General features: G+C 71.1%; 22 protein-coding genes. 4 read left to right on the top strand and 18 right to left on the bottom strand.

What is annotated here, in order from left to right:
* Positions 1-4 precede the first annotated feature (4 nt).
* The 18 genes from OG422_RS31300 to OG422_RS31215 form a co-directional block, all read right to left on the bottom strand.
* The gene (locus OG422_RS31300) at positions 5-2500 is read right to left on the bottom strand and encodes a hypothetical protein (RefSeq protein WP_331759922.1); all 2496 of its coding nucleotides are present in this window, start codon (positions 2498-2500) and stop codon (positions 5-7) included.
* Between the two features lie 119 nt (positions 2501-2619).
* Positions 2620-3144 (bottom strand): hypothetical protein, encoded by a 525-nt coding sequence (locus tag OG422_RS31295; RefSeq protein ID WP_331759920.1) that lies wholly within the window; start codon positions 3142-3144, stop codon positions 2620-2622.
* A 33-nt stretch (positions 3145-3177) separates the two neighbouring features.
* Positions 3178-3675: a hypothetical protein gene (locus OG422_RS31290; RefSeq protein WP_331759918.1), complete on the bottom strand. Its 498-nt coding sequence runs from the start codon at positions 3673-3675 to the stop codon at positions 3178-3180.
* Positions 3672-3902: a hypothetical protein gene (locus tag OG422_RS31285; RefSeq protein ID WP_405748160.1), complete on the bottom strand. Its 231-nt coding sequence runs from the start codon at positions 3900-3902 to the stop codon at positions 3672-3674. Before OG422_RS31285 ends, OG422_RS31290 begins: the two co-directional genes overlap by 4 nt.
* Positions 3899-4552 (bottom strand): hypothetical protein, encoded by a 654-nt coding sequence (locus tag OG422_RS31280; RefSeq protein WP_331759914.1) that lies wholly within the window; start codon positions 4550-4552, stop codon positions 3899-3901. Before OG422_RS31280 ends, OG422_RS31285 begins: the two co-directional genes overlap by 4 nt.
* 261 nt (positions 4553-4813) lie before the next feature.
* The gene (locus OG422_RS31275; protein WP_331759912.1) at positions 4814-4984 is read right to left on the bottom strand and encodes a hypothetical protein; all 171 of its coding nucleotides are present in this window, start codon (positions 4982-4984) and stop codon (positions 4814-4816) included.
* Between the two features lie 854 nt (positions 4985-5838).
* Complete coding sequence (locus OG422_RS31270) at positions 5839-6039, bottom strand: hypothetical protein (RefSeq protein ID WP_331759910.1); 201 nt, start codon at positions 6037-6039, stop codon at positions 5839-5841.
* 188 nt (positions 6040-6227) lie between these two features.
* Positions 6228-6356, bottom strand: a complete 129-nt coding sequence (locus tag OG422_RS31265) for a hypothetical protein (RefSeq protein ID WP_331759908.1) — start codon at positions 6354-6356, stop codon at positions 6228-6230.
* Positions 6357-6419: 63 nt separating this feature from the next.
* Positions 6420-9260, bottom strand: a complete 2841-nt coding sequence (locus OG422_RS31260) for a hypothetical protein (protein ID WP_331759906.1) — start codon at positions 9258-9260, stop codon at positions 6420-6422.
* A 154-nt stretch (positions 9261-9414) separates the two neighbouring features.
* Positions 9415-9975 carry a hypothetical protein gene (locus OG422_RS31255; RefSeq protein ID WP_331759904.1) on the bottom strand — a complete coding sequence of 187 codons (561 nt, stop codon included), beginning with the start codon at positions 9973-9975 and terminating at the stop codon, positions 9415-9417.
* Positions 9976-10234: 259 nt separating this feature from the next.
* The gene (locus tag OG422_RS31250) at positions 10235-11041 is read right to left on the bottom strand and encodes a hypothetical protein (RefSeq protein ID WP_331759902.1); all 807 of its coding nucleotides are present in this window, start codon (positions 11039-11041) and stop codon (positions 10235-10237) included.
* A gap of 45 nt (positions 11042-11086) precedes the next feature.
* Entirely contained in the window at positions 11087-11371 is a 285-nt protein-coding gene (locus OG422_RS31245; RefSeq protein WP_331759899.1) for a hypothetical protein, read from the bottom strand.
* Between the two features lie 45 nt (positions 11372-11416).
* Positions 11417-11677, bottom strand: coding sequence for a WhiB family transcriptional regulator (locus OG422_RS31240; RefSeq protein ID WP_331759897.1), 261 nt, complete (start codon positions 11675-11677; stop codon positions 11417-11419).
* Positions 11678-12169: 492 nt separating this feature from the next.
* Complete coding sequence (locus OG422_RS31235; protein ID WP_331759895.1) at positions 12170-12481, bottom strand: hypothetical protein; 312 nt, start codon at positions 12479-12481, stop codon at positions 12170-12172.
* Between the two features lie 139 nt (positions 12482-12620).
* A complete protein-coding gene (locus OG422_RS31230; RefSeq protein WP_331759894.1) occupies positions 12621-13058 on the bottom strand; it encodes a hypothetical protein in 438 nt (145 codons plus the stop codon).
* 92 nt (positions 13059-13150) lie between these two features.
* Entirely contained in the window at positions 13151-13438 is a 288-nt protein-coding gene (locus OG422_RS31225; RefSeq protein WP_331759892.1) for a hypothetical protein, read from the bottom strand.
* Positions 13439-13470: 32 nt separating this feature from the next.
* Positions 13471-14367 (bottom strand): hypothetical protein, encoded by an 897-nt coding sequence (locus OG422_RS31220; RefSeq protein ID WP_331759890.1) that lies wholly within the window; start codon positions 14365-14367, stop codon positions 13471-13473.
* 330 nt (positions 14368-14697) lie between these two features.
* The gene (locus tag OG422_RS31215; protein WP_331759889.1) at positions 14698-15594 is read right to left on the bottom strand and encodes a hypothetical protein; all 897 of its coding nucleotides are present in this window, start codon (positions 15592-15594) and stop codon (positions 14698-14700) included.
* A gap of 205 nt (positions 15595-15799) precedes the next feature.
* Here OG422_RS31215 and OG422_RS31210 point away from each other — a divergent pair, with 205 nt between their 5' ends.
* The 4 genes from OG422_RS31210 to OG422_RS31195 all read left to right on the top strand — a co-directional run bounded on the left by OG422_RS31210 (position 15800) and on the right by OG422_RS31195 (position 20747).
* On the top strand, positions 15800-16531 hold the full coding sequence (locus OG422_RS31210; RefSeq protein ID WP_331759888.1) for a GntR family transcriptional regulator: 732 nt from the start codon (positions 15800-15802) through the stop codon (positions 16529-16531).
* A 124-nt stretch (positions 16532-16655) separates the two neighbouring features.
* Positions 16656-17300: a GIY-YIG nuclease family protein gene (locus tag OG422_RS31205; RefSeq protein WP_331759887.1), complete on the top strand. Its 645-nt coding sequence runs from the start codon at positions 16656-16658 to the stop codon at positions 17298-17300.
* 1021 nt (positions 17301-18321) lie between these two features.
* A complete protein-coding gene (locus tag OG422_RS31200) occupies positions 18322-19848 on the top strand; it encodes a transcriptional regulator (protein ID WP_331759885.1) in 1527 nt (508 codons plus the stop codon).
* Positions 19845-20747 (top strand): DUF721 domain-containing protein, encoded by a 903-nt coding sequence (locus tag OG422_RS31195; protein ID WP_331759884.1) that lies wholly within the window; start codon positions 19845-19847, stop codon positions 20745-20747. The genes OG422_RS31200 and OG422_RS31195 overlap by 4 nt, the downstream gene beginning before the upstream one ends.
* Positions 20748-20826 lie beyond the last annotated feature (79 nt).

Raw genomic sequence — 20826 nt, 5'->3', positions numbered from 1 at the left:
GTGGTCACATGGCGTGCTGTTCTTGGAGGGTGGTGATGGCGGCTTCGATGTGTTCCAGGAGGTAGCCGGAGGGCGGGTTGTCCTTGTCGAGGTCGGTGCGGCGGACGGTTTTGAGGGTGTCGATGCCGGCTTCCTTCTTGAGGTGGCGGGCGATCTTCTTGGCACCTTCACGGCGGCGGTCGGCGGGTTCCCTGTCGTCCCACTGCCGCCATTCGGTGCCGGTGGCGGCGAGATGGTCGAGGACCTGGTCGGTGAGGAGGAAGTCGGGGTCGCCGTCGGCGGCGAAGGCGTCCCGAAGCGCCTGCAGGATCGGTGACAGGTCCGGGACGGCAACATCGTCTTCGTCGTCGGGTTCGGCGACCAGGCGGAACAGCTCGGGCCACGGGATGTAGTGCAGGTACTCCTCTTCGTCGTCGCCGAATTTCAGGCCGGGTGGGTTCGGGGCCTTGAGGGCGGCGTTGATCGACGCCTGGTCGACGTCGACGAGTCCGGCGGCGAGCCGTTCGGCTGCGCGGCGGCCACCTTCGTCGTCGGGGATGTAGTGCCATTTGTGGAGCATCGGGTCCTCGGACAGGCCGGGGGCGCCGACGATGTAGGTCTTGGCGCAGTCGTTGAGCTCAGTGCCGGACTTGGGGCGCAGGCGGTGGGGCAGGTAGCCGAATTCGCTGGCGCCGCCGCCGAGGGCCCCGGTGGTGTCGACGGCCCGGCAGGCACCGATGATCTTCAGGGCGGGGTGCTCGGCGATGTTGCTGCCGAGCAGTTCCTTCGTGGCGCCCTGGGCGGCGAAGAGGATCCACACGCCTTCCTTGCGGCCGACGAGCATCAGCTCGGCGATGATCTGCTTGCTGCGTTTGTTGAGCTTGGGGAACTCGTCGATGAGGATGACGATCGCCGGGTGCTCCGGGGAGCAGCGCCAGGCGTCGCCCATGCCGAGCTTGCGGCGGATGCGGGCCCGCCCGGCGGCGAACCGGTAGAGCGACAGCAGGATGAATTCGATGTGGATCGGGTTCGTGGCGGTCAGCTTGACGGCGTCGGTGAACTGGCCCGGCCCGTCGCCTGAGGGGTCGAGGAACAAGGTGACCGCGTTGTGGGCCGCGGTCGTCCAGTCCAGCAGGTCGCGCATGATGGTGGACTTGCCGCCGCCGGAGCGGGCGATAGCCTCGCCCATCAACTCGGCGACAGAGAAAGCGAGGTCACTGCCGTCGGCGCTCATACCGAAGACACCGCGGTCGGTGATGTCAACGGAGAGCGGGGCCCGGTAAGGGGGCGGCTTCATCGCGCCGAACAGGTCGCCGGTGACGACGCGCAGGAGGGCTTCGGCGGTGCGTTTGCGGTTGGGCTGGAGGATGACGTCGCCGTCGCCGACGTCGAAGCGGGTCTCCAGGGCGCCGAGCTTGTCGGCGACGTCCCCCGGGGTGCCTTCGGCGACACGGAAGACCGCCTCCCAGCCCCAGGGGTAGGAGACGGCCTGCTCGACCTGCGCGAGCGGCACACCCTCGGCGGTCAGGGCCCGCCGGACACATTCGGTGGCCTCGTCGGGGGAGTTCGCCTGGTGGATCGCGAACGGGGCGGTGCTGTTCGCGGTCGCGGTGGGTCCGGTCCCGGGTGTGGTGGTCTGGTTCTTGGTCAGGTTGACCGTGGCCTGCTCCTCGCCGGCGGTCGCTTCGGTGGTGGGTTTGCCGGAGGCGGACTCGTAGGTGAGGGCCGGGACGTCGGGCAGGTCACGGCGCCAGCCGGGGAAACGCCCCTTGGCCCACGACGCAGCGGCAATGCCCGCCGCAGTCAGGACGGGCAGCGCGCCACCGAGGGCGAGTTCACCCCAACCGATCGCCAGGCCGAGAGCAGCGGTGGCCGCCCACCGCCGCCGCGCGGTACGGCGGCGGTGACGTTCCAACTGCTTCTCGACGGGCTCCTGGTGGCCGGTGTAGGGCTGCTGCTCGGTCTCCTGGGCCTGGACACGCCAGGCCGTGGCCTGCTTGCGCAGGTCGGCGGCCTCCTTGCGCAAGGCGCCGGCCTGCGTGCCGGTGTGCTCCGGGGTGCCTGCGGCGTCGGCGAGCAGCCGCTCGGCGCGCCGGTCGAGGGTGGTGGCCTGCTTGTCGAGTGCGGTGGCCTTCTCCTCCAGGCGCCCGGCCTCGCTGCGGCGGCGGGCGGTCCAGGTGCGGTAGCGGCGGTTGAGGAGGTCGGCGCGCAGGTGGGCGGGCGTCTCGGCTGCGGCGTTGAGCCAGGAGCCGCGCTCGGCGGCCAGGACGCGTGCGCCGGTACGCAGCGCGTTGGCTTCGCGGCGGGCCAGGCGCACGGCGCCGGTCGCCAGGCGCTGCGCCGGGCCGAAGGGCGGGGTGGTGGAAGCGTCGTTGGTGTTCTGCTGTTCGGCTTCGGTGTCGAAGCCGATGTCGGCGCCCGGCGCGGTGTGTGATTCGGGGGTGGGGGACGGGTCGTCGGTGAGGAATTCCCCTTCGGCCTCCAGGTCGATGACGAGGCGTTCGGGCAGATGCGTGGACACACGGCCTCCAGCGGCAGTGGTGAACGGGTGGATGGCGGGGCGGGTTCGGCCGCCGGCGCCCCGCATCCGCCCGGCGGGCCGGACGGGCGGGGCGTGGGCGACCGGAGACGCCCGGACGGTCAGGCGATGCTGCCGACGAGGGAGGCGCCCGCGGAGTTGGCGGTAGGGATGACGTATTCGGCGAAGGCGCCGCCGAGGGTGGCGGACAGGCCGAGCAGGACACCGGAGATCAGGCCCTGGAACATGCCGGGCTTGGCCTTGGCCGGAATGACAAACCACGCGCTGAGCACGGCCACGGTGACCAGCATCAGGACGAGGTTGCCCATGCCGGTGAGGCTGGCGGTGTTGCTGCGGGCGGACAGCAGGGCGTTGCCGCCGGTGGCGCCCCACATGGCCAGGGACCCGGCAGCGTTGCCGAACCAGGTGATGCCACCGGTCAGGCCGCCGATAAGGCCGGAGGTGGTGGCGGTGGCCAGGCCGCCGTAGCCAATGCCGGCGGCGAGGGGGATGAGGTCCTTGGCGCCTGCGAGGATCTGGCTGCGCTTCTTGATGTGGACGATCACGAATCGGGTGAGGTGCCACAGGGGGATGGCGAGGCCGACGAAGAGGCCGCCGATGGTCAGTGCGGTCGCGGGGATGTTCATCAGGGCTCCGGCAGTGTGTGAAAGAGGGGTGGGTTACTGGAAGGGCAGGGAGGCGGTGATGTGGTCGCCGAGGGCGTTGGCGGCGGGGATGAGCGTGGCCGCGGCCAGACCGGAGACGGCGCCGATCAGTCCGGCGGCGGTGCCGACGACCGCTCCGGCGGTGATCTTTCGGCGCAGGTCGTTGTCGCAGCAGATCCAGGCGAGGATCACCGCGCCGAGAAGCACGACGGTGGTGACGGCGCCCCCCGGCGTCAGGCCGGTGGCGGGGGCGACGTGGGGCAGCAGCCAGGCACTTCCGCCGCCGGAAATCTTGTTGCCGAGGGGGTTGGTGACGCGGGTGACCAGGAGGTGGGAGGCGAGGCCGAGCAGGCCGCCGGAGCACAGGGCACCGAGCAGGCCGATGAGCAGTCCCCCGGCCAAGGCCGCGGCCGAGGGGGCGGGGTGGCCGTTGCGCCACCAGCGGACGAGGGTGAAGACCAGCACGATGACAGCCAGGGCGAGGCCGCCGAGCGAGAGCTGTGCAGGCGTCATCGCACCGCTCCGCACAGCTTCAAGGTCAGAGTGCTGAAGCTCTCGACGGCGCCGTGGATCAGAAGTTGGGCATCGTCGCCGAGCAGGCTGTACGAGCACAGGCAGACGAACAAACCGACCAGGAATCCATCGATCAGGACCCGCGGCGGTGAGTGGCCGGCCCTCAGCCACAGCCACGCCAGCAGGACTGTTCCTGCGAGGCCGCTGAAGAGCATGACGTCGTTCACTTCCACACCCCTGCGACCAGGTAGCCGAACAGGTGCAGCCCGGCGCCCGTGGAGACGCTGGCGGCGAGGACGTCGAACGTCACGGCCCGGATCAGCCAGGCACGGATCACCCACTCACGGCGGCGGGCCAGGCGCAGCAGCTCCAGGAGACCGGCGGCGACGAGGAGGGCGATCATCATGCCGGGCTCGTCGCCGGTGACGTGCAGGAACTGGCTGGTCGGCTGGAGCAGGATGAGCCCGCCGATCAGGGCGCTGCCGTTCTTGACCGGTTTGAGGCGGGCGAAGGTGAACTTCGGCGGGGCCTGCGCCGCGGGTGCGGCCGGGTAGTAGTGGTTGTTGGTCACGTAGGTGGCCGGGCCGCCGGGCGGCGCCATCCCGCCACCCGGCGGAGGAGGCGGGGGCGGCGACGGCGCGGCGGGCGGCGCGGCGGGCGGCCCGGACGGCGGCGGAGGCGGGCCCGTGGGTTCGTCGTCGGTGAGGAATTCCCCTTCGGTGGCGAGGTCGATGATGAGGGGGGCGGGCAGCCCCCCGGAAGACGACGAAGGAGGCCCGGACTCCGTACCCTCGGTTTTTCCTCGGCCGAGTTCACCTGAGGTGTCCACCTCGGTGGGCTGATCGTGGTCGGCGCTGGAGAGGTGTGTGGTGCTCATCGCAGGACCTCGGTGTGTTCGTGGCCCGCGCCGGGGGCGGGGTGGTCGAATGGGTCGTGGTGGAGCTGGCCGCGGGCACCCAGCTCCGGCCCGGCTGGGGCGGCAGGGTGCCTCGTGGACGGCCAAGCGGTGGTGGCCCAAGGCGGAGGGACCGGCCGGGGGCGCGGTGGCTGCGGCGGGACGTGCGGCCCGGCCGCGGGCGGCGGCGGGGTGATCGCGCTAGGTGTGATGTTCCGGGGTGAGGCCGAGGGCGACAGGGGGTCAGACATGGGGGGCTCCGAGGAGATGCGCGAGGGCGTACACACCGAGGCCGAGGGAGCCGACGGTGATGCCGAGGGCGAAGGGGTGGGCGCACAGGGCCCGGCGGGTCGAGGTCGGCGTGAACGCCACGAACACGCCCAGCGCGACGCAGACCCAGTCCAGGTCACACATGTCGGCCCCTCAGGGTGCAGACGCCCACCGCCGGGCTCGCCGCACTCAACCGCCGCTCCGGTTCGGGGGTGGTAGGTGCCTCGCGCTCAGGCGCCGGGACGGGCTCGGGCTTCGGCCGCGGGGCGGGCTCCGACACAGGCGACGGGGCCTTCCTGCAGGTGCTCATCGCGGGACCTCGGTGTGTTCGTGGCCCGCGCCGGGGGCGGGGGCGGGCTGGCCGTATTGGTCGTGGTGCAGCCAGCCGTGGACCGCCCGCTCGTGGCGGTCCGGCTCAGCCGTTGTGGTGGGGCTGGCGGTTGGCGGCCATGACGTGGCGGTCGGGGCGGGCAGGCGGGTTCGGGTGCGGGGGGCCGTGGGGGCGGCCTCGGCCAGACGCCGGAGATGGCGCAGACGGCGTGGGCGGCGGAGGTACAGACAGGCGAGCAGCACGAAAGCTCCTTGGAAGGGGGAAGGCCGCGGGCGGCGCGCCGGCGGGGCAGGCGCGTGGATGAGCTGGGGCCCGTCAACCGGCGTCTGGAGAGCCGGTGAAGCAAGCGGGGGAGCGACTGACGAAGTCGCCGATTCTCACAATGAGTAGCTACTCGGGGAGGGTGGCGCGTGGCGGTCGGACGAAGGTGCGCGGGGCCTCATTCCCGGGGGAACCGGTGCCGGCCCGGGGGCAGGTGAATCTGATCCGCCTGACCTGTCTTCGCAGGTAGTGATCGGTTTTGGGATCTGATGCTGATCTGTGGCTGACCTGTCCAAGGGACGGATCGGCCACAGATCAGCGACGGATCGCAGACGGATCAATCCACCGAAGTGTCGCTACTTTGCGTCATGTTTTTCGGGGGCTGAGGGGCGTTGCCGCAGTCGGGTTATCGGCGTCGCCGACCGCGGCCGTCCTGGCGCTCGCGCTCGTCGTCCTCCCACTTTTGACCCTCGCGGTAGGTGGCCGTCGCGTTGCGCTGGTGCCCCTCGCGGCGCTTCCGGGCAGCCTCGTCGGAGGCGGATTCGCGGCCGCTGTAGGTCGTGGCAGCCATCTCGCGGTCGTTGCCGATCAAGCCGAAGAGCGCCATCAACGCTCACCTCGCAGCGAGGTGTTGAGGGCGGGCGCCTGCAGGTCGGGGTGCGGTGTCATGCTGTGCTCCTGTCTCGTTCGGGACGGGTTCGGACGGCCGGCGCCTGGCAGCAAGCGGCCGTCCGGAGAAGGCGGAGGTCCCGGCCGAACAGGCCGGGACCTCCGTTGTTCGCTGAGCGGCGCCGCTCAGCGGCGCTTGCCGGTGAGGTTGATCCGCACGCGGGACTGCGGCGGCTGCTCGGTGGGCTTCTCCTCCTGCGGCTGCTCCTTGGGGGCCTTGCCGGTGAGGTTGATGCGGACGCGGGACTCGGCCACGAGAACTCCTTCATCGGTGTGCTGGGCTAAGCGGGTAGCGGTGGGGTGTGTGGCCTCGGTCGGTCAGCGGATCGCGTGCTGCCGGAGTGCGACGGAGATCTGACCGGCGCGGTTCGTCGCGATGGAGCCGCCCATGGACCGGACCGTCTTGGCGAGGTTGTCGCGATTGACCGGTCGACGTTCGGACCGCAGCCGGTCCAGGGCTTCGCGTTCCTGGGGCGTGAGTGTGATGACGGTCTGCTCTGGTCCGGCGGCCGGTCCGCGGTCCGGACCGGAGCCCTTCTCGCGGCCCACGGGCGCCTGCTTCGCAGTCCGGTCCGTGGTGTCTTTGGCGGTCCGGTCCGCGAGGGCAGGTCCGCCGGTGTCGTGGAGCGTGCCGGTGGGGACCGCGACGTTCTGCTGCGCGCCTGAGGCCTGGTGGCTGGGCTGGTCCGGTCCGGCCTGGTCCGGTCCGACGGATCGGCGCTGGTCGGCGCCTGTCTTCCGGTCCGGACCGGAAGACAGTTCCCGACTCGGACCGGTCGGGCGGTCCGGTCCGAGAGCAGGCCGGACCGCGTCATGGACCGGGGCCGCGTGGCTCGGACCGTCGTGGTCCGCCTCTACCGCGTGCGGACCGGAGCGGTCCGTGAGCACCGGTCGGGCCGGGAAGGCCGGTCCGGGGCGGTCGGTCCGGGTGAGGGTGAGGACGGCGGGGATGGCGGCCGGACCGTGGTCGTCGGTCCGTAGGCGGGGGATGACCACGCGGTGCAGGGTCCGGCCTTCCCGGACCGCGGTCCGGTCTTCGAGGACGGGACCGGCCGCGGTCCAGGCTGCCTCCAGGGTGGTCAAGGAGGCGTCGGTGATGGTGAGGGACCAGGCGGTCCACGAGTGCTTGGTGTAGCGGACCCAGCGGATGAGGCCGATGCGCGGTCGGGCCTTCGCGGCCAGCCCCTTGGCCCGCAGTGCCTTGCGGTGCAGGAGGGAGGCGTACAGCTCCCACAGGGTCATGCCGACGATGGACATCGTCGCGAAAGCGATGGCGGACTGCGTCGGCGCGCCGTTGGGGCCGCAGTGGTGGGCGTAGTTCATGGCGGCGGCGCCGCTGGCGAAGATCCAGGTGAAGACCCGGTAGATGAGGCCGGCGTCGCCTGCCTTGCGGGCCTGGTGGTACATCCAGCCGGTGAAGGCGGTGGTGAGTTCCCAGGCGGCCGCGAAGCCGATGGCGAAGACCGTCCACCAATGGAAGGTGGTCTTGGCGTAGTCCATCTGCGACCACCAGGCCACGGCCATCGGGGCGAGGATCGGCCCGGCGACCAGAACCCGGCGGGCCTGATCCGCGCTCAGCTTCTTGAACCAGGTGCCCACCTTCGCCAGGCGGTCGGCGAGGGTGGGGCGGCCGGCGCGGCCCTTGGCCTTACGGGCGGCCGCGTCCTCACGCTGCTTGACCTTCCGCGCGTCCTCCTCTTCGCGCCGGCGGTTGCGGGCGCTGCGCTTGAGCTCCTTGCGGGCGATCTTCTGCTCGGTGCGGTTGGTCGCCTTGTGCATCGCCTCGGCAGCAGCGGCACGGAGCTTGTCAACCTCCGCACGGGCAGCCGCGACCTTGGCGTTCTCCTCCTGCGCCGACTTCCTCAGCCGGGCCGCCTCTTCCTTGAGGACCTCGGCCTCGGTCTGCGCTGCGGACTTGTCGTCCTCGCCGGCGCGGCGCAGCTGCGTGGCGTCGGTTTCGGCGCGGGAGCGGAGGCGGTCAGCTTCGCTGCGGGCCGTGCTGAGGAGCTGCTCGCGCTCTTCCTGCGCTTCCTGCTCAGCAGCCTCTCGCAGCTCTCGTGCCTCGGCCCGTGCCCGCGTGCGGGTCTCCTCGGCCTCCTGGTTGGCCTCGGCATGCAGTGCGGCGGCGGCCTGCTGCGCTTCGGCATTCAGACGGTCGGTCTCCACTCGGGCCTGCCGCAGGACCTCGTCGGCATCGCGAGTGGCGCTGCTGCGGGTCTCGTCCGCAGTTCGCTCGGCTGCGGTCAGCAGCTCGGTGCGCTCGGCCTCGGCGTCCGTACGGATCGAGTCGGCGTCCTGGTCTGCGGTGGCCCGGAGTGCGTCGGCCGTCTTCTGCGCGTCGGCGACGAGCGTGTCGGTCTGGCGGCGCGCGTCGACGAGCAGCTGCTCCGCGGCCTCTGCGGCATCCGTGACGGCCTTCTCGGCCCGGTCGGCAGCCGCCTTGATGACGGCGTCCGCCTCGATGCGCGCGTCGGCGATCAGCTTCTCCGCGGCGGCTTCGGCCTCGGCGCGGGTCCGCTTCGCGGCAGCTTCACTGTCGGCGCGAACCTGGACCGCTTCCTCATCGGCTGTGCGACGGACTTCCTCGCCCGCCGCGCGTGCCTCGGTGGTGAGGGCTTCGGCCTCGGTACGGGCGGCAGCGAGCCGCTGCTCCGCCTCAGCTTCGGCATCGGCGAGGATCTTCTCGGCCCGGCCGGCAGCTGCCTCGGTGGCGGCGTCGGCCTCGGTGCGCGCGTCGGCGAGCAGCTGCTGTGCGGCGGCTTCGGCGTTGGCGCGGGTCTGCTCGGCGTCGGTGGCCGCGGACGCCGCGGCGGTGGTGCGGAGCTGGTCGGCTTCGGTGCGGGCGTCGGTGAGGAGGCGGGTCTGCTCGGTGGTGGCCGCGTCCGTGATCGCGGCGGCCTGGGAGCGGGCTGCGTCCAGCAGTTCGTTGGCGCGGGTCTGGCCGTCGGCGATCAGGTAGTCGGCCGCCAGGTCGTGGACGTCGGCGGCGCGGTCGGCGGCGTCGGCGAGGACCGGATCGGCCTGCGGAAACACTGCAGGGGTGGGGGCGGCGTCGGGGGCGGCCAGCTTCGTCGCCGCCAGGGCGGGCCTGGTGGCGCGGGCCTTCGCCGCCGAGGCGGCGGCCTTGCGCTTGCGGCGCGTGGCGGTCTTGGGGGCCACGGGGAGGTCCTCTCGTACATTTGGGCGCCTCGTTTCGGAGGTCGCCGCGGCCGGGGGAGGTCGGCCGGTAGGGTCATGAACAGGCCCGCCGGGGCCCCGGCAGTGCTGATGCTGGGGGCTCGGCGGGCCGTTGTGTATGAGGTGCGGGCGGTCGTCAGGCCGCCGCTCGCGCGGCGGGACCGTAGGTACGGGCGAAGCTCGCGGCGGCGGTCAGCAGGGCGGTGACGTCCGCGTGGGTGCGGTGCTGCCGCTCCGCCCACAACGTGGCGGAGGCGGAGTCCGATCCGGTGTGGGCCCGGATGATCAGGTCCAGCACGCGGAGCGACACGTGGACGGTGTCCATGTCGCCGTGGATGCCGTCCACGCCGATGCGGTTCAGGGCGAGGGGCAGGGTCGGCTGCAGGGGGTCGCCGATCTCGGCACGCACGATGCGCAGCAGGGCCCGGACCATCTGCTTGATCGTCATGGAGTCGTCGTCGACGAGGTCCTCATCGGTCGGCTTCTGCGTGTTCTGGGCGTAGGTGCGGACCCAGCCCTCCTGGTTCAGGAGGGCGATGGTGGCCTCCAGATGGCGGGCGACGGTTTCGCTGGAGGACTCCTCGCCGGAGGGGCCGGTCCACACCGGCCGGTAGGCGTCGGCGGCGAGTGCGGCGGCCGTGTCCAGCGTCGCGTCGGTGAACACGGCGGTGGTGGCGGGGGCGATGTTCGTGGGCATGTGGGCCTCATTTCGGGTGGTGGTGACGGCCAGCAGGCAGTCAGTCCAGGCGGTGGCAGCAGGCGCGATGCACGTGGCTGCCGGGTTGCGGGAGGTAGGTGTCGACGCTCTTGCCGGGGCGGCGCCGGGGCGCTCACCGTGGGATCGGCCGACAGCTATGAGTGGGCTAGAGATGGCCGGTGACCAGCGCGCAGACGACGATCAGCAGGCTGCCGACCATGCCGAGCAGGTTGAGGAAACGCACCGTGAGGACTCACTTTCAAATGGTGGATGTCAGGGCTTCGGTGACCTGCTCATCGCGCCCCCGGATGACCTCGTGGAGGTTGGCGGCCTCGTGGATGTGGAGGCGCTGCTCGGCGATCACCCGCGTCACCTCGCCCAGCGCAGGCGACTGCCAACCGGCGTCGGGGCGCGGCTGGTAGTCCTCGGCCAGGCCGATACGCCAGGCACTGGCGTCCAGACCGATCTCCCGGGCGACCGTGGTGATGGGCAGCTCACGGTGCCCGCCGGCGACGCGGACCTGGTCGGCGGCCAGCTGCGCGAGCTGTCCGGCCACCTGGTCCCACGCCTTGGCGGCCACTCGCGTCGCCGCTTCCGCGAAGGTCAGACGCAAGAGGGCCGCCTTCCACCGGCCATCTGACGTGCGGAAGAGGGCCTGGAAGGCGGCGTTGAGCGCCTCGCGGGCGATCAGCAGTCGCTGCCACCGCTCGTCGGCCAGGCCCAGAGCGGCGCGCGCCTCCACGCGAAGGTGCGCCATGGACCACAGGGCCTCCGCCTCCCGGTACTGCTCCACCAGCTCGCAGCGCTGCGAGCTGGTGAGGGTGCGGTCGGCGAAGGCGGCGTCGGGCACTGCCGGGCGGCGCTCGCGGCCAGTGAATGGCGTGAAGTAGTAGCGGATGGAGACATGCCAGCCGGGCTCGGAGCCGAGGAAGTGGGGGTGGTGGTAGCGGCTCGGGTCGCTCTGCGGCGACGCCGTGGTCGGCTTCGGCAACAGCGGGGCGGTGGCTGCGCGGTGGGGCAGGCCGGAGTCGTCGAGGCGCTGGGTGAGGGTGCGGGTGGTCGTCATGCGGTCCTCCGAGAAGACGAAGTGGGTGATGGCCGGTGCGGGTGGTCAGGCGGGGGCGTAGTCGAAGGCCTTCGACCTCGCGGCGCCCTCGGTGATGGCCGCGGCCTGCGCGAGCGCGGCCCAGACCTGGGCCTCCTGGACTAGGTCCCGACGGGACTCGCGGGGCTCGGTGCCGTACCGCGCCTGGTGCATGGCGGTCTCCGCCAGCGCGGCGTACTCGGCCGCAGTCCGCAGCCCGGCGCCGCGGTCGTCCGAGGCGGGGGTGTGGCGCGGAGAACCGGCGCGGCGGCGCTGGGCGGCAGTACGCCTGCGGGGCGGGTACGCGGTCATGTGGGACTCCTTCGGGAAACGGAGGCGGTCAACTGCGGTGGCCGGTTAGGCGGCGATGCGGAGCTGGAGCTGGAGGCGCTCCTGCTCGGCCAGTCCGCCCCAGACGCCGCCGGTCTGGTCGGTCTCCAGGGCCCAGGAGAGGCAGCTGCGCCTGACGGGGCAGGTGTCGCAGACGGCCTTGGCCTCGGGGATGCGGCTCCGTGTGGAGAACATCTCGGGGTCCTTGCCCTGGCAGGCGCTGCGGGGGGACCAGGTGTCGTAGTCCCGGCGCTCCGCGGACGTCAGCGGGCTGGTGCGGTAGGTCATGTCAGCTCCCGGGGGAAGGGCGGCGGCTACACGAGGTGGAGGAGCACCACGGCGGCCGGCCCGATCAGGAGTGGGGCGGCAGCTGCGGCGAAGTGGGATGCCCGTCGTCGGCCGGCGGCCGAGAGGGATGGATGTCGCGCACCCAGTGACCGGCATCGGAGGCGCGCTGCGCCGCGCGGGCAGCGGCGGCGAGCAGGGCTCGGGCTGCGGAATGGTGCAGGCCGAGCGAGTGGAGCGCCCGCGCCGCCCGGTACTGGGCGGCGCGGGCGCGGCGTATGAGGTCAGGGATTCGGGCTCCTGGAAGGTGCGGTCAGTTGGAATAGCCGCAGATAGGGCAGCCATAGCGGCCATTCACGGTGCCAACCGTGAATCCGCACCCTCCGCAGGTCGCCTGTCCGACCTCGTCCTCCCGGCACACGAACCCTGCGGGCTGAGGCTGCACACGGCCCCGGCCTGTTGCCGGGAGGGAGCCGGGGGAGTCGATGCGTCGTGTCATCGGGTCGCCGCCGGCTTGGCGCAGTGGCAGCGCCAGTATCCGCAGAGCGGGCAGGCGTCGTCCGCGGCCAAGGCCACGGTGCCGGAGGTTTCCTGGCCGGTACGCGGCTCGCGGGGGAGGGGCAGGGGGAGGCGGTCGCGCATCGCGTCGAGCATGCGCGGTGCCGGGGTGACGATGCGGGCGTCGTCGGTGGCGATGCGGTGTGCGACCTCACGGTGCAGATCGCGCAGCAGCGCGTCGGGGGCAATGGTGTGCTGGGGTCGGGTGGGGGTCTTGCGGCGGGGCGGGTGGTGCATGATGGTGGTCATCAGGTCCTCGATTCGGTCCTGGACAGCCCCGGGGGGTTCCAAGTCGCCGGGGCTGTCGCCTTTTCGGCTGTCAGACGAGCAGCCGGGAACCGCGGCCCCGGTGGGGTCGCGGAACCTGGCAGCTGGTACGAGCCGGAAGTCAGGCGGCGGTGGCGAGCGGCCGCTGCACAGCGCCCGCCTCGATGTCGTGCACAGCGCGCTGGAGGAGCGCGAGGCGCCCGCCCTCGCGGCGCAGCTGGTGCCAGTGGTTCGGCCAGGCCTTGTCGGGGCCGAGCAGCTCAACCACCTCCTGCTCGGCGGCGTCCTGGGCCGCGCGCCGACCGATGGCCTCACCGGCGGCGCGCACCAGCTTCGTCGGCAGGGACCCGTCCGAGGCGAGACGCAGGAGACCACGGAGGGCGGCACCGGTCCAAGCGTCCTGGACCACCGCCTCAACCGTCTGCGCGGAGGCGTCCGGCAGCTGATCCCGGACCAGGGCGAGCAGCTGCTCCTGGTGGCCGATGAAGAGGTGCTCCTTCGGCGAGTAGCGGCGCGGGCCGGTACCGCGGCGGGCAGCAGACAGCGGGGTGACGGTCATCTCGGCGCTCCTGGTCAGATAAGCCGTCGGGGCCCCAAGCTGTGCGCTTGGGGCCCCGGGGTGCAGTGAGGTCTTGTTGCTGGCGGTGGTGCTCAGGGACTGTCCGGGCGGGGCATGGCGCGGCACTGCTCGGCGTGGGTCTGGGCCCAGCGGGCGGAGTCCTCCCGGGCGGCGTCTTCGGCCTCGGCTTCGGCCGCCGCCACGCTGAACCCGCAGTCCAGGTAGTGGCCTGTGTAGTCGAAGGGCGTCTTCTCCTCCGCGCAGCCGGTGCAGAGCGCCTTCGCGAGGCTGGTGGCGGAGCCGTCTTGGACGTCGACGGTGGCGCCGCCGACGGTGAGGTAACGGGCACGGACGTTCGCAGGCCAGGGTGCGGAGTTCATCGGCGGTTCCTCTCAGAGTTCGTATCCGCCCGTCAGGCGCGGGCGGCTTCGCGGCGCAGGACTTCGAACAGCGCGCCAACCCTGGCGTCGAGTGCGGCACGCTCGAAGTGGTCGAGCTTTCGGTACCGGCCGGTCTTGTGGTCCTGCAGCTCAAGGAGCGTGGCGTCGAGCTCATCGCGCACACGCTGCTCATTCGCGCGGTTGACCGCGGGTACGTACCGGGCGACCTCGGCGGCTCGCCGCACGGGCAAGCTGCGGGCCCGCTCATGCTCCGCATACTGCGCGAGCCGCTCTTCGAGCTCGGAGCCCCGTCGGCGTGCGGCGTCCTGCCACTGGAGCACGACGTAGATCTGTCCGAGACGCCGACCGTCAGCGCAGGCGAGCAGATTGCCGTGCTTGTCGAGGGCTTGCTTGAGGAGCTTGCCGTGCTGGTCACGGGGCTTGGAGCAGGCGGTGCAGCGGCGGCGGTGGGTGACGTACACCTTGTGGGCGTCGTCGGCGGTACGCGGGCCGGGGACGACGCGGCTGAGCGGCGGGGTCGGCGGGGTCTTCGGCTTGCGGCGCACGGCGGTGGCGCGGCGGGCGGCGGCTTCAACGCTGCCGTCCTCCAGGCGTTCCTGCCACTTCCGTACCGTGACGTCGACTGTGACCAGGCGATTGCTGCTCCGGCAGCGGACGGCCGGGGCCTTGCCCGCTCGGCCGGTGTCGTGCGACACGAGCTTGGGCCTCTTGGTCTGGAGGCCGGTGATCGGCACCACCGTCTTGCAGTCGGGGCAGGTCAGCGACGCACAGGCGGGGCGCAGGTCGTACTGGTGGGGCTTGAGGGTGGAGAGGACGAGTGCCGGGAGGCTGCTGACGATGCGGGAGCGTGTCCGGCTCCGGCGGGGGCGGGCAGTGCGAGCGGTCGGTTCCGTGGTGGAAACAGGCATACGAACTCCTCGCGAACTGGAGTGGTGGGGAGGGGGCGGCGGTACTCTCTCCGCCCTGCGGGTCACACGGCATGAGGTCGGCGTCCCGCGGGACAGACAACGCACAGCGCTGCGACGTGCGCGCAGTTGTCGCGGCCGTCAGGCTCCGGGGGAGTTTGATGAAGCTCTCGCGCCCTCAGAGACTGAGGACTACCCCGGCCGTCCCGAAGGACGGACGACTACTGCGGTGGTGCGTAGGGGCTCGGATCGGGTCCGGCTCCCTCATCCGACGCCGCCGCGCGGGCGGTTCCGGGTGGGAAAGCCGGGTCCGGTGCGGACCCGGCGGGTGGTTCAGGCTGCGGCGAGTCCGTGGGCGAACTCGTCGGAGACCTGCGCGGTCAGGGCTCCGGCCACGATCCACGCCACGGCGGTCCCGGCAGGGTCCTGGGTGCGGATGGCTACCGCAGTGAGTGCGTCGACGGGCGCGTCGAGGGCGGCGATAACCGCGCGGGCGGTGGCGGGCAGGTCCTCATTAGCCGGGCGGCAGGAGACGCCGAGCATCCGGGCGAACTGGCTCCCGCCGCGCATCCGGTAGGCGTCTACGCGGTTGGCTACGTCGCTGGTGATCGGCTGGTCGTAGCCCACGGGGAGCGCCCGGCGCTCGACCTGGGACAGGTACGTCTCGGCGCAGTCCCGGATGAGGCGGCGGCGGCCGGGGGTGGTGCGGGCGAGCGCGGTCAGCGCGTGCCGGGCCTGCCGCGCCAGCGATGCCGCCGGTCGGAGGGGGCGGAAGTCGATAACCTCCGCCTTCGGCTTCGGCTGCATCCGGGCGAGGTTCTCGAACACCTCAAAGTCCACGGAGTTCCACCCCGCGAGATCGCCGTGCTCCGCCCGGAAGTCCTCCGTCGTACGAGCCGCCGGTCGGTAGGAGAGGGAGTCGAGGATCGGCTCGGTGAAATTCTCCACCACCGCGGCCTCGGACAGTCGGCGGGGGCCGACCAGCTCTTCCTGTCGCCCCACCGCCACAACCACCATCTCCTCGATGATCTGCGTGACCTCTTCCTCCAGCCACAGCCAGTCGGGCAGCGGGTCCTGCTGTGCGGCGCGCAACCACACCTCCTGCGTGACGTCGTCATGCTGGACGTCGAGGTGCGGGTGGTCGTCCCCGGCGAGAAGAGCGGCGACGTGACCGGTCAGGCGGGCAGCGGAGTCGAGGTACAGGGCGGTGAGGGCAGCGGTGGCGTTCATGTGCGGTGGTCCTTTCCTCATGGCAGCAAAGGCAGCAGCCAGAAATCCACGGGGGCTCCGGTCCGCTGTGAGCGACAAACACAACGTAGACCACTAGCGCCCTCTAGCGCCAGTGGTAGCGCTAGAGGTTTACGTGTCGTACTCTGCTAGGTATAGAGCTGCACCTAACGCGGTGCGGCGCGTGCACTCGCGGAGGGAGACCGGGATGTCCAACACAGTCGGATACGCAGAGATCGCCGCGAACTATCGCAAGCAGATCCAAGACGGAACGCTGAGTCCGGGCGAGACCATGCCGTCGTTGAGGCAGGTTTGTGAGCGCTATGGCGTGGCCCAAACGACTGCGAACAGGGCCTACCGCGCCCTCAAGATGGAAGGTCTGACCATCGCGAAGGCCGGCGTGGGCACGGTTGTTGCTGGCCCGATCAGCAACAACATCGGGTCGCGAGTCCAGCTGTTCGAGAACACCGGGAAGGCCCTCGATGGGGGAGAGTCATCGAGGATCCTGGAGGTGGGAACCGTTGGCGCAGACGAGTTGGTGGCCCCGCGCCTCGATGTCGCACCGGGAACGCCAGTTCATGTACGCCGGCGCCTTGTCAGCCGCGGCGGCATGCCGGTTCACATCAGCAGCTCCTACTACCCGGCCTACGTGATCGCAGCAGCCCCGGAACTGGCGGAACCGGTCTCCACTGGAGGGTCGCGTGAGCTGGCAGCCGCACGACTCGGTCACGCCCAGGATCGTGTTCTGGAAGAAGTGACGTCGCGTCTGGCCACGGGGGCGGAGAAGGAGCATCTGGGCCTCACCGCTGGTGATGTGGTGGTCAGCCAGGTCGTGCGCACCGTGACGCTGACAGACGACCGGGTCGTCGAAGTAGCCGTCAAGATCACCGGAGGCGCGACCATCCTCCGATGGACCACATCTCTCGTAGACAACACCTGAGCGAGCGAGCCCCCGCAATTCGCATCGTGACTGTGGGGGCAGTCACACCTACAGCACAGCGATGGTGACATCACAAGCGGTTGTCGAAACCCGTGCGTGATCATGTGCAGGAGCTTTCGACCACATGAGAATTCGGGCCGGGCCCTGGGCTCGCGGCCATGATGACGGAGGGGATTCGGGTGGGGAAATGCTGGGCGGGAAGGGAGCGCCCGTGACGGAACACGTCTACTTGATCGGCTCACCTGGGTCCTCGACGGCGAAGATTGGCCGTAGCAAGGACCCAGAAAAGCGTCTCGCGGGGTTCCAAACCGGTTGTCCACTGCCACTCTCGGTCCTCGCTACGCACCCGGGCAGCCACGAGCTTGAGACTGCGCTACACCGCCACTTCGCAGAACACCGCTTGCATGGCGAGTGGTTCGATCTCGGAGAGGATCCTGTCGAGGCGTTCCGCGCCGCTATCTCCCTTGGCGACGGACTGTTCCGTCCTCGGCCTCGGAAGGAGTTGGAAGTCCCTCGCCACGTGTCTCAGGAGCCGGTTTACTACGTTGAGGCTGAGCCGGGTTACGACGGCCCGCGAATCATCCATTTCCCGGACTACGAAACCGGTGAGACTCACCCGGTAATCGTCCCCCCGGGGTTCAAGTGGTCCACTGGCCCGCCACCGTGGAAGGAAATCGCAGCCACTCCCGATGGTCGAATTCCGGTATTTTCAGCAACCGAATCTGACTCTGTGGCCGGATCATCAGACACGTCGTCAGGTGGTGGATGAGGCATGAGCGCAGACGGTAGGGTGCTTGATACGGCTGATCACCATGCTGGTGTTGACAGCCAGTCAAACCACAAAAATGGAGCGACCCCGCTCCTCCGGCTGGATACCGGGATCGCTGCGGGGTCGTTGCCGGGTACCACCCCGGCCATCGCCAGCCACACTCAAGGAAAGGCCAGCGACATGGGTCAGAGTACCCGTACATCTGGGTCTGCACACAGCGGGACTCCCGCCAGCGCCGTGACGATCACACCGGTGCTGCATAGCGGATCCGCTGTCCCCACTGCTTACGGCCTCCAGTGACCGCCGTCGGCGGGTGTCATCTCCCCGCTGATGCTGCCGTGCAGAAGGCCGCCCCCCGTAGCGCCGCGCCCACACTCGTAATCGAGCGGCGCCGCGGGCTCACGAACCACCCGCGCGGCACCTGCTCGGGACGCACCCCTACAGATGGTGAGGGGCGGATATGACGTAGTCGTGCCTGCGGGAGGTCTCCCGCTCCCCGTGACGGGGAGCGCTTCCTCAACCGCTGGCCGCTGATCCTCTCTGGTGCTTGCCGGCACCGATGGGACCCTGCGGCCTCTACTGCTGGTCAGGATTGCAGTCCTGACCAGCGAGTGGTCGACCCGGTTGCAGCCGGCTTCGACCGTTCAATTCGGTTCTCCCAGAACCAACCCCACCGAGGCGGGGCCTTCCCCCGTCGAAACGGGGCTTTTTCCTGTCCCACTCAGGAGGACATGTCCATCATGCAGCATCAGGCTGCGGTCTGTCAGCTCACCCATGCCCGGATGGCCGGAAATGGGTGTTTTCTGCATTCTGCTGGGTCGGTTTTCGGGGCGTTCGTCCCTCACTCCGGCGGCATCGGCGCCGCTGACCGACTGCCGTCCCTCAGCACGTCGCCGCGCTCCCGGCGCTCCTCTCGGGCCCGCCTCCGCAGCGTTCCCTCCGTGATCCACTCGCTGGACACGCCCCTCACGGCATCCGGCGCTGCCGTCGCCGGGGCGCCGCGTACGGCCGGACGGCGGCGATGAGCCCTGCTACGGCGCCGGACGCCGTGAAGGTTCCCTCCCCGCGCAGCTCGGCGGACGTCGTCGACACGGTCGTGCTGCCAGAGTTGTTCGTGCCGCCGGCGCGGCAGTGGGCGTCAACGACCGCGAGTCGCCACGCGCTGGAGTCGTACTCCTGGATGCAGGCGGTGCACTGGGTCTCCGGTTCCGGGCTGTATCAGCCGCGGCGTCACCGGTCCTACGGGGTGCGGTCGTTCGGTCGGATGACGGTCTACATCGCGCAGCTGCTCGCCGAGCTGACGCCGTGTTTCCCCGGGATCGAGTACCTGATGCGGCGGACGGGGCTGTCGGAGCGCGCGGTGCAGTACCACCTGGCCGCGCTACGGGAGACCGGTCTGCTTGCCTACCGCGTGCGGGGCACCAGGGTGTCCGGCGAGCGAGCGCAGGCGTCGGAGTTCGTTCGCGTGATCCCGCCCGAGTACGACGACGCCCTGGGCATCCGGATGTCGGAGGGTGGCTGCGAGCGGCGGGTGACCGGGATCGCGGACGAAGGCCGGAAGCTGATGGCCCGTCTGGCGAAGATGGCCGCCCGCAAGGTCCGCCGGCCGCGGACGAAGGCGTCCTCCTCGAAGCAGTCGAAAACGGGCACAGTGAAGCATGCTGACGGGGCGTCGAGCGGGCCTGTTTCGGGGGTCGGCCGTTGCACCCCAATGGGGGGTAGTGCTCAGGGTGGTTCTGCGGCGGGTAGTTCTACGGTTCCCCCTGAGAAAAGCGTCGCCAGCGGGCAGAGCGATTCCCCCACCCCGAAGAAGCTCAAGGCGAAGACCGGCGGCCGCCGGAAGCTGAACCGCGTCGGTCGCCGTTTCGAGCTGGCCCGCGAGCTCATCCAGGCGCTGGACTGGCTGCGCGGCTGCGCCGTACCCCGGATTGCCTGGGTGGTCCGCCACGTCGCCGACGCCGAATGGACTGTCGAGGAGGTCCTGGGCTGGCTGCACCTGCGCGGCGGCGAGGTCTCCCACGTCCGCCGCGGCTCCGGCATGCTCGCCGTCCTGCTGAACAACGCCGAAAACATCCTCGACGCCCCCCACAAGCGCACCGACGCCATCGACCAATGGCGCACCGCGCAGGAGGCCGCCCGCCGCAGCCGCATCCGACAGCTGCGTGCCCGCTCCGAGAGCTACGACGGGGCCTGGGAGCCCGCGACCAGCCTCCCCGTGCAGCGGCAGGCCCAGGATGCCTGCGCCCAGGTCCACCGGCTCGCCTCCGGTGAACCCCCGCAGCTCGACAGCTTCGCCTGCGCACCGGCCCCGCAGCCCCCGGCGGAGACGGGGTCGGAGTCGGCCGGGCTTGGCCTGGCGGAGCATCGGGCGACCGGGTGGGCTCTGCTGCAGGCGGGCGAGACCGACTTCATCACGATCGCGGTGGACGCCATGGGGCGCCCCGAAGCCGAGCGCGTCTACGGCGCGGACCTGGTGCACCGCGCCCTCAAGGCCGCGGGCATGACCCACGGCTTGCTGACGACCTACCAGCAGGGGCGATCGACATGAACCAGCCCTCGACACCTGAGCCGGCCACCAGCAGCAACAGCAGCAGCGGTACGGAGCCGTCCGGAGCCGACCTCGCCCGCCTCGCCTTCCGCCAGGCCCGCCAGGACGCCAAGGCTCACGGCAACCAGACCCGCGCCCCGCGCCGCCGCCCCGCCCCAGGGAAACGGGAAGGCCGCGACCCGGCCGGCCTGTCCACCGTCGTGGCCGGCCTGCTGGCCGAACGCGCCTGGGACCTCGGCGTCAGCGGCGGCAGCATCCTCGACCGCTGGCCGGACATCGCCGCCGCTGTCTCCCCGCAACTGCCCCATCACGTAACCGCCGTCGCCTACCACCCCGAGACCCGGCAACTCGACCTCCGCCCCGACTCGCCCGCCTACGGAATGCAACTCGGCCTCATCACCCCGCAGATCATCGCCGCCGCCAACCGCCCCGCCGGAGACGGCGCCGCCCAAGACGGAGGCGGTCCCGTCCGCACGATCCGTGTCCTGCCCTTCGGTGCCTCACCGCCCTCACCAGCCGCTCGCACCTCGCCCCCCGCCACCGCACGACCCGCGGCCGACGTCCCGACCCAGCCCCGAAAGCCCCCCTCGGCCGGCTACCAAAGCGCCCTCGCCGCCCACCAGGAGTACCGCGCCAATCGCCCCACCACCGCCATACAGCAACGCACCCGAGCCGCCGTCGAAGCCCATACCGACGGACTGCGCCGCCACCGCGAACCGGAAGAAGTCCACCTCGCCGCCTACGGGGCGACCGAAGACCCGGTGGACGACGATGCCGTCGCCCGTGAGCAGTCCTGGCAAGCCGCCCGCCGCCGCGCCCGCGCCGACAAGGCCAGCCGCACCACGACCCCGAACGCCAGAGGCTGCCAGGAACTCCCGGTGCCGCGGCGGGCCGGGTGAGACCCGTCGACATCGAGGAGCGCACCCCGCTCGACACGCTCTCCACGGCTCCCTTGCGGGCACGCGGCGGCGCACCGTC

Origin of the sequence: Streptomyces sp. NBC_01525 (genome assembly GCF_045040405.1) — a bacterium.
Lineage (GTDB): Bacteria > Actinomycetota > Actinomycetes > Streptomycetales > Streptomycetaceae > Streptomyces > Streptomyces benahoarensis.
Note: the sequence above shows the minus strand (reverse complement) of the source record. Positions and strands in the feature narration are given on the sequence as shown.

Bases quoted from the DNA above. Each gene is read 5' to 3' on its own strand.
- OG422_RS31235 (WP_331759895.1), bottom strand. From the start codon at position 12,481: ATGACCACCATCATGCACCACCCGCCCCGCCGCAAGACCCCCACCCGA.
- OG422_RS31255 (WP_331759904.1), bottom strand. From the start codon at position 9,975: ATGCCCACGAACATCGCCCCCGCCACCACCGCCGTGTTCACCGACGCG.
- OG422_RS31230 (WP_331759894.1), bottom strand. From the start codon at position 13,058: ATGACCGTCACCCCGCTGTCTGCTGCCCGCCGCGGTACCGGCCCGCGC.
- OG422_RS31225 (WP_331759892.1), bottom strand. From the start codon at position 13,438: ATGAACTCCGCACCCTGGCCTGCGAACGTCCGTGCCCGTTACCTCACC.
- OG422_RS31270 (WP_331759910.1), bottom strand. From the start codon at position 6,039: ATGGCGCTCTTCGGCTTGATCGGCAACGACCGCGAGATGGCTGCCACG.
- OG422_RS31210 (WP_331759888.1), top strand. From the start codon at position 15,800: ATGTCCAACACAGTCGGATACGCAGAGATCGCCGCGAACTATCGCAAG.
- OG422_RS31240 (WP_331759897.1), bottom strand. From the start codon at position 11,677: ATGACCTACCGCACCAGCCCGCTGACGTCCGCGGAGCGCCGGGACTAC.
- OG422_RS31290 (WP_331759918.1), bottom strand. From the start codon at position 3,675: ATGACGCCTGCACAGCTCTCGCTCGGCGGCCTCGCCCTGGCTGTCATC.
- OG422_RS31205 (WP_331759887.1), top strand. From the start codon at position 16,656: ATGAGAATTCGGGCCGGGCCCTGGGCTCGCGGCCATGATGACGGAGGG.
- OG422_RS31280 (WP_331759914.1), bottom strand. From the start codon at position 4,552: ATGAGCACCACACACCTCTCCAGCGCCGACCACGATCAGCCCACCGAG.
- OG422_RS31195 (WP_331759884.1), top strand. From the start codon at position 19,845: ATGAACCAGCCCTCGACACCTGAGCCGGCCACCAGCAGCAACAGCAGC.
- OG422_RS31220 (WP_331759890.1), bottom strand. From the start codon at position 14,367: ATGCCTGTTTCCACCACGGAACCGACCGCTCGCACTGCCCGCCCCCGC.
- OG422_RS31250 (WP_331759902.1), bottom strand. From the start codon at position 11,041: ATGACGACCACCCGCACCCTCACCCAGCGCCTCGACGACTCCGGCCTG.
- OG422_RS31275 (WP_331759912.1), bottom strand. From the start codon at position 4,984: ATGTGTGACCTGGACTGGGTCTGCGTCGCGCTGGGCGTGTTCGTGGCG.
- OG422_RS31245 (WP_331759899.1), bottom strand. From the start codon at position 11,371: ATGACCGCGTACCCGCCCCGCAGGCGTACTGCCGCCCAGCGCCGCCGC.
- OG422_RS31200 (WP_331759885.1), top strand. From the start codon at position 18,322: ATGAGCCCTGCTACGGCGCCGGACGCCGTGAAGGTTCCCTCCCCGCGC.
- OG422_RS31295 (WP_331759920.1), bottom strand. From the start codon at position 3,144: ATGAACATCCCCGCGACCGCACTGACCATCGGCGGCCTCTTCGTCGGC.
- OG422_RS31215 (WP_331759889.1), bottom strand. From the start codon at position 15,594: ATGAACGCCACCGCTGCCCTCACCGCCCTGTACCTCGACTCCGCTGCC.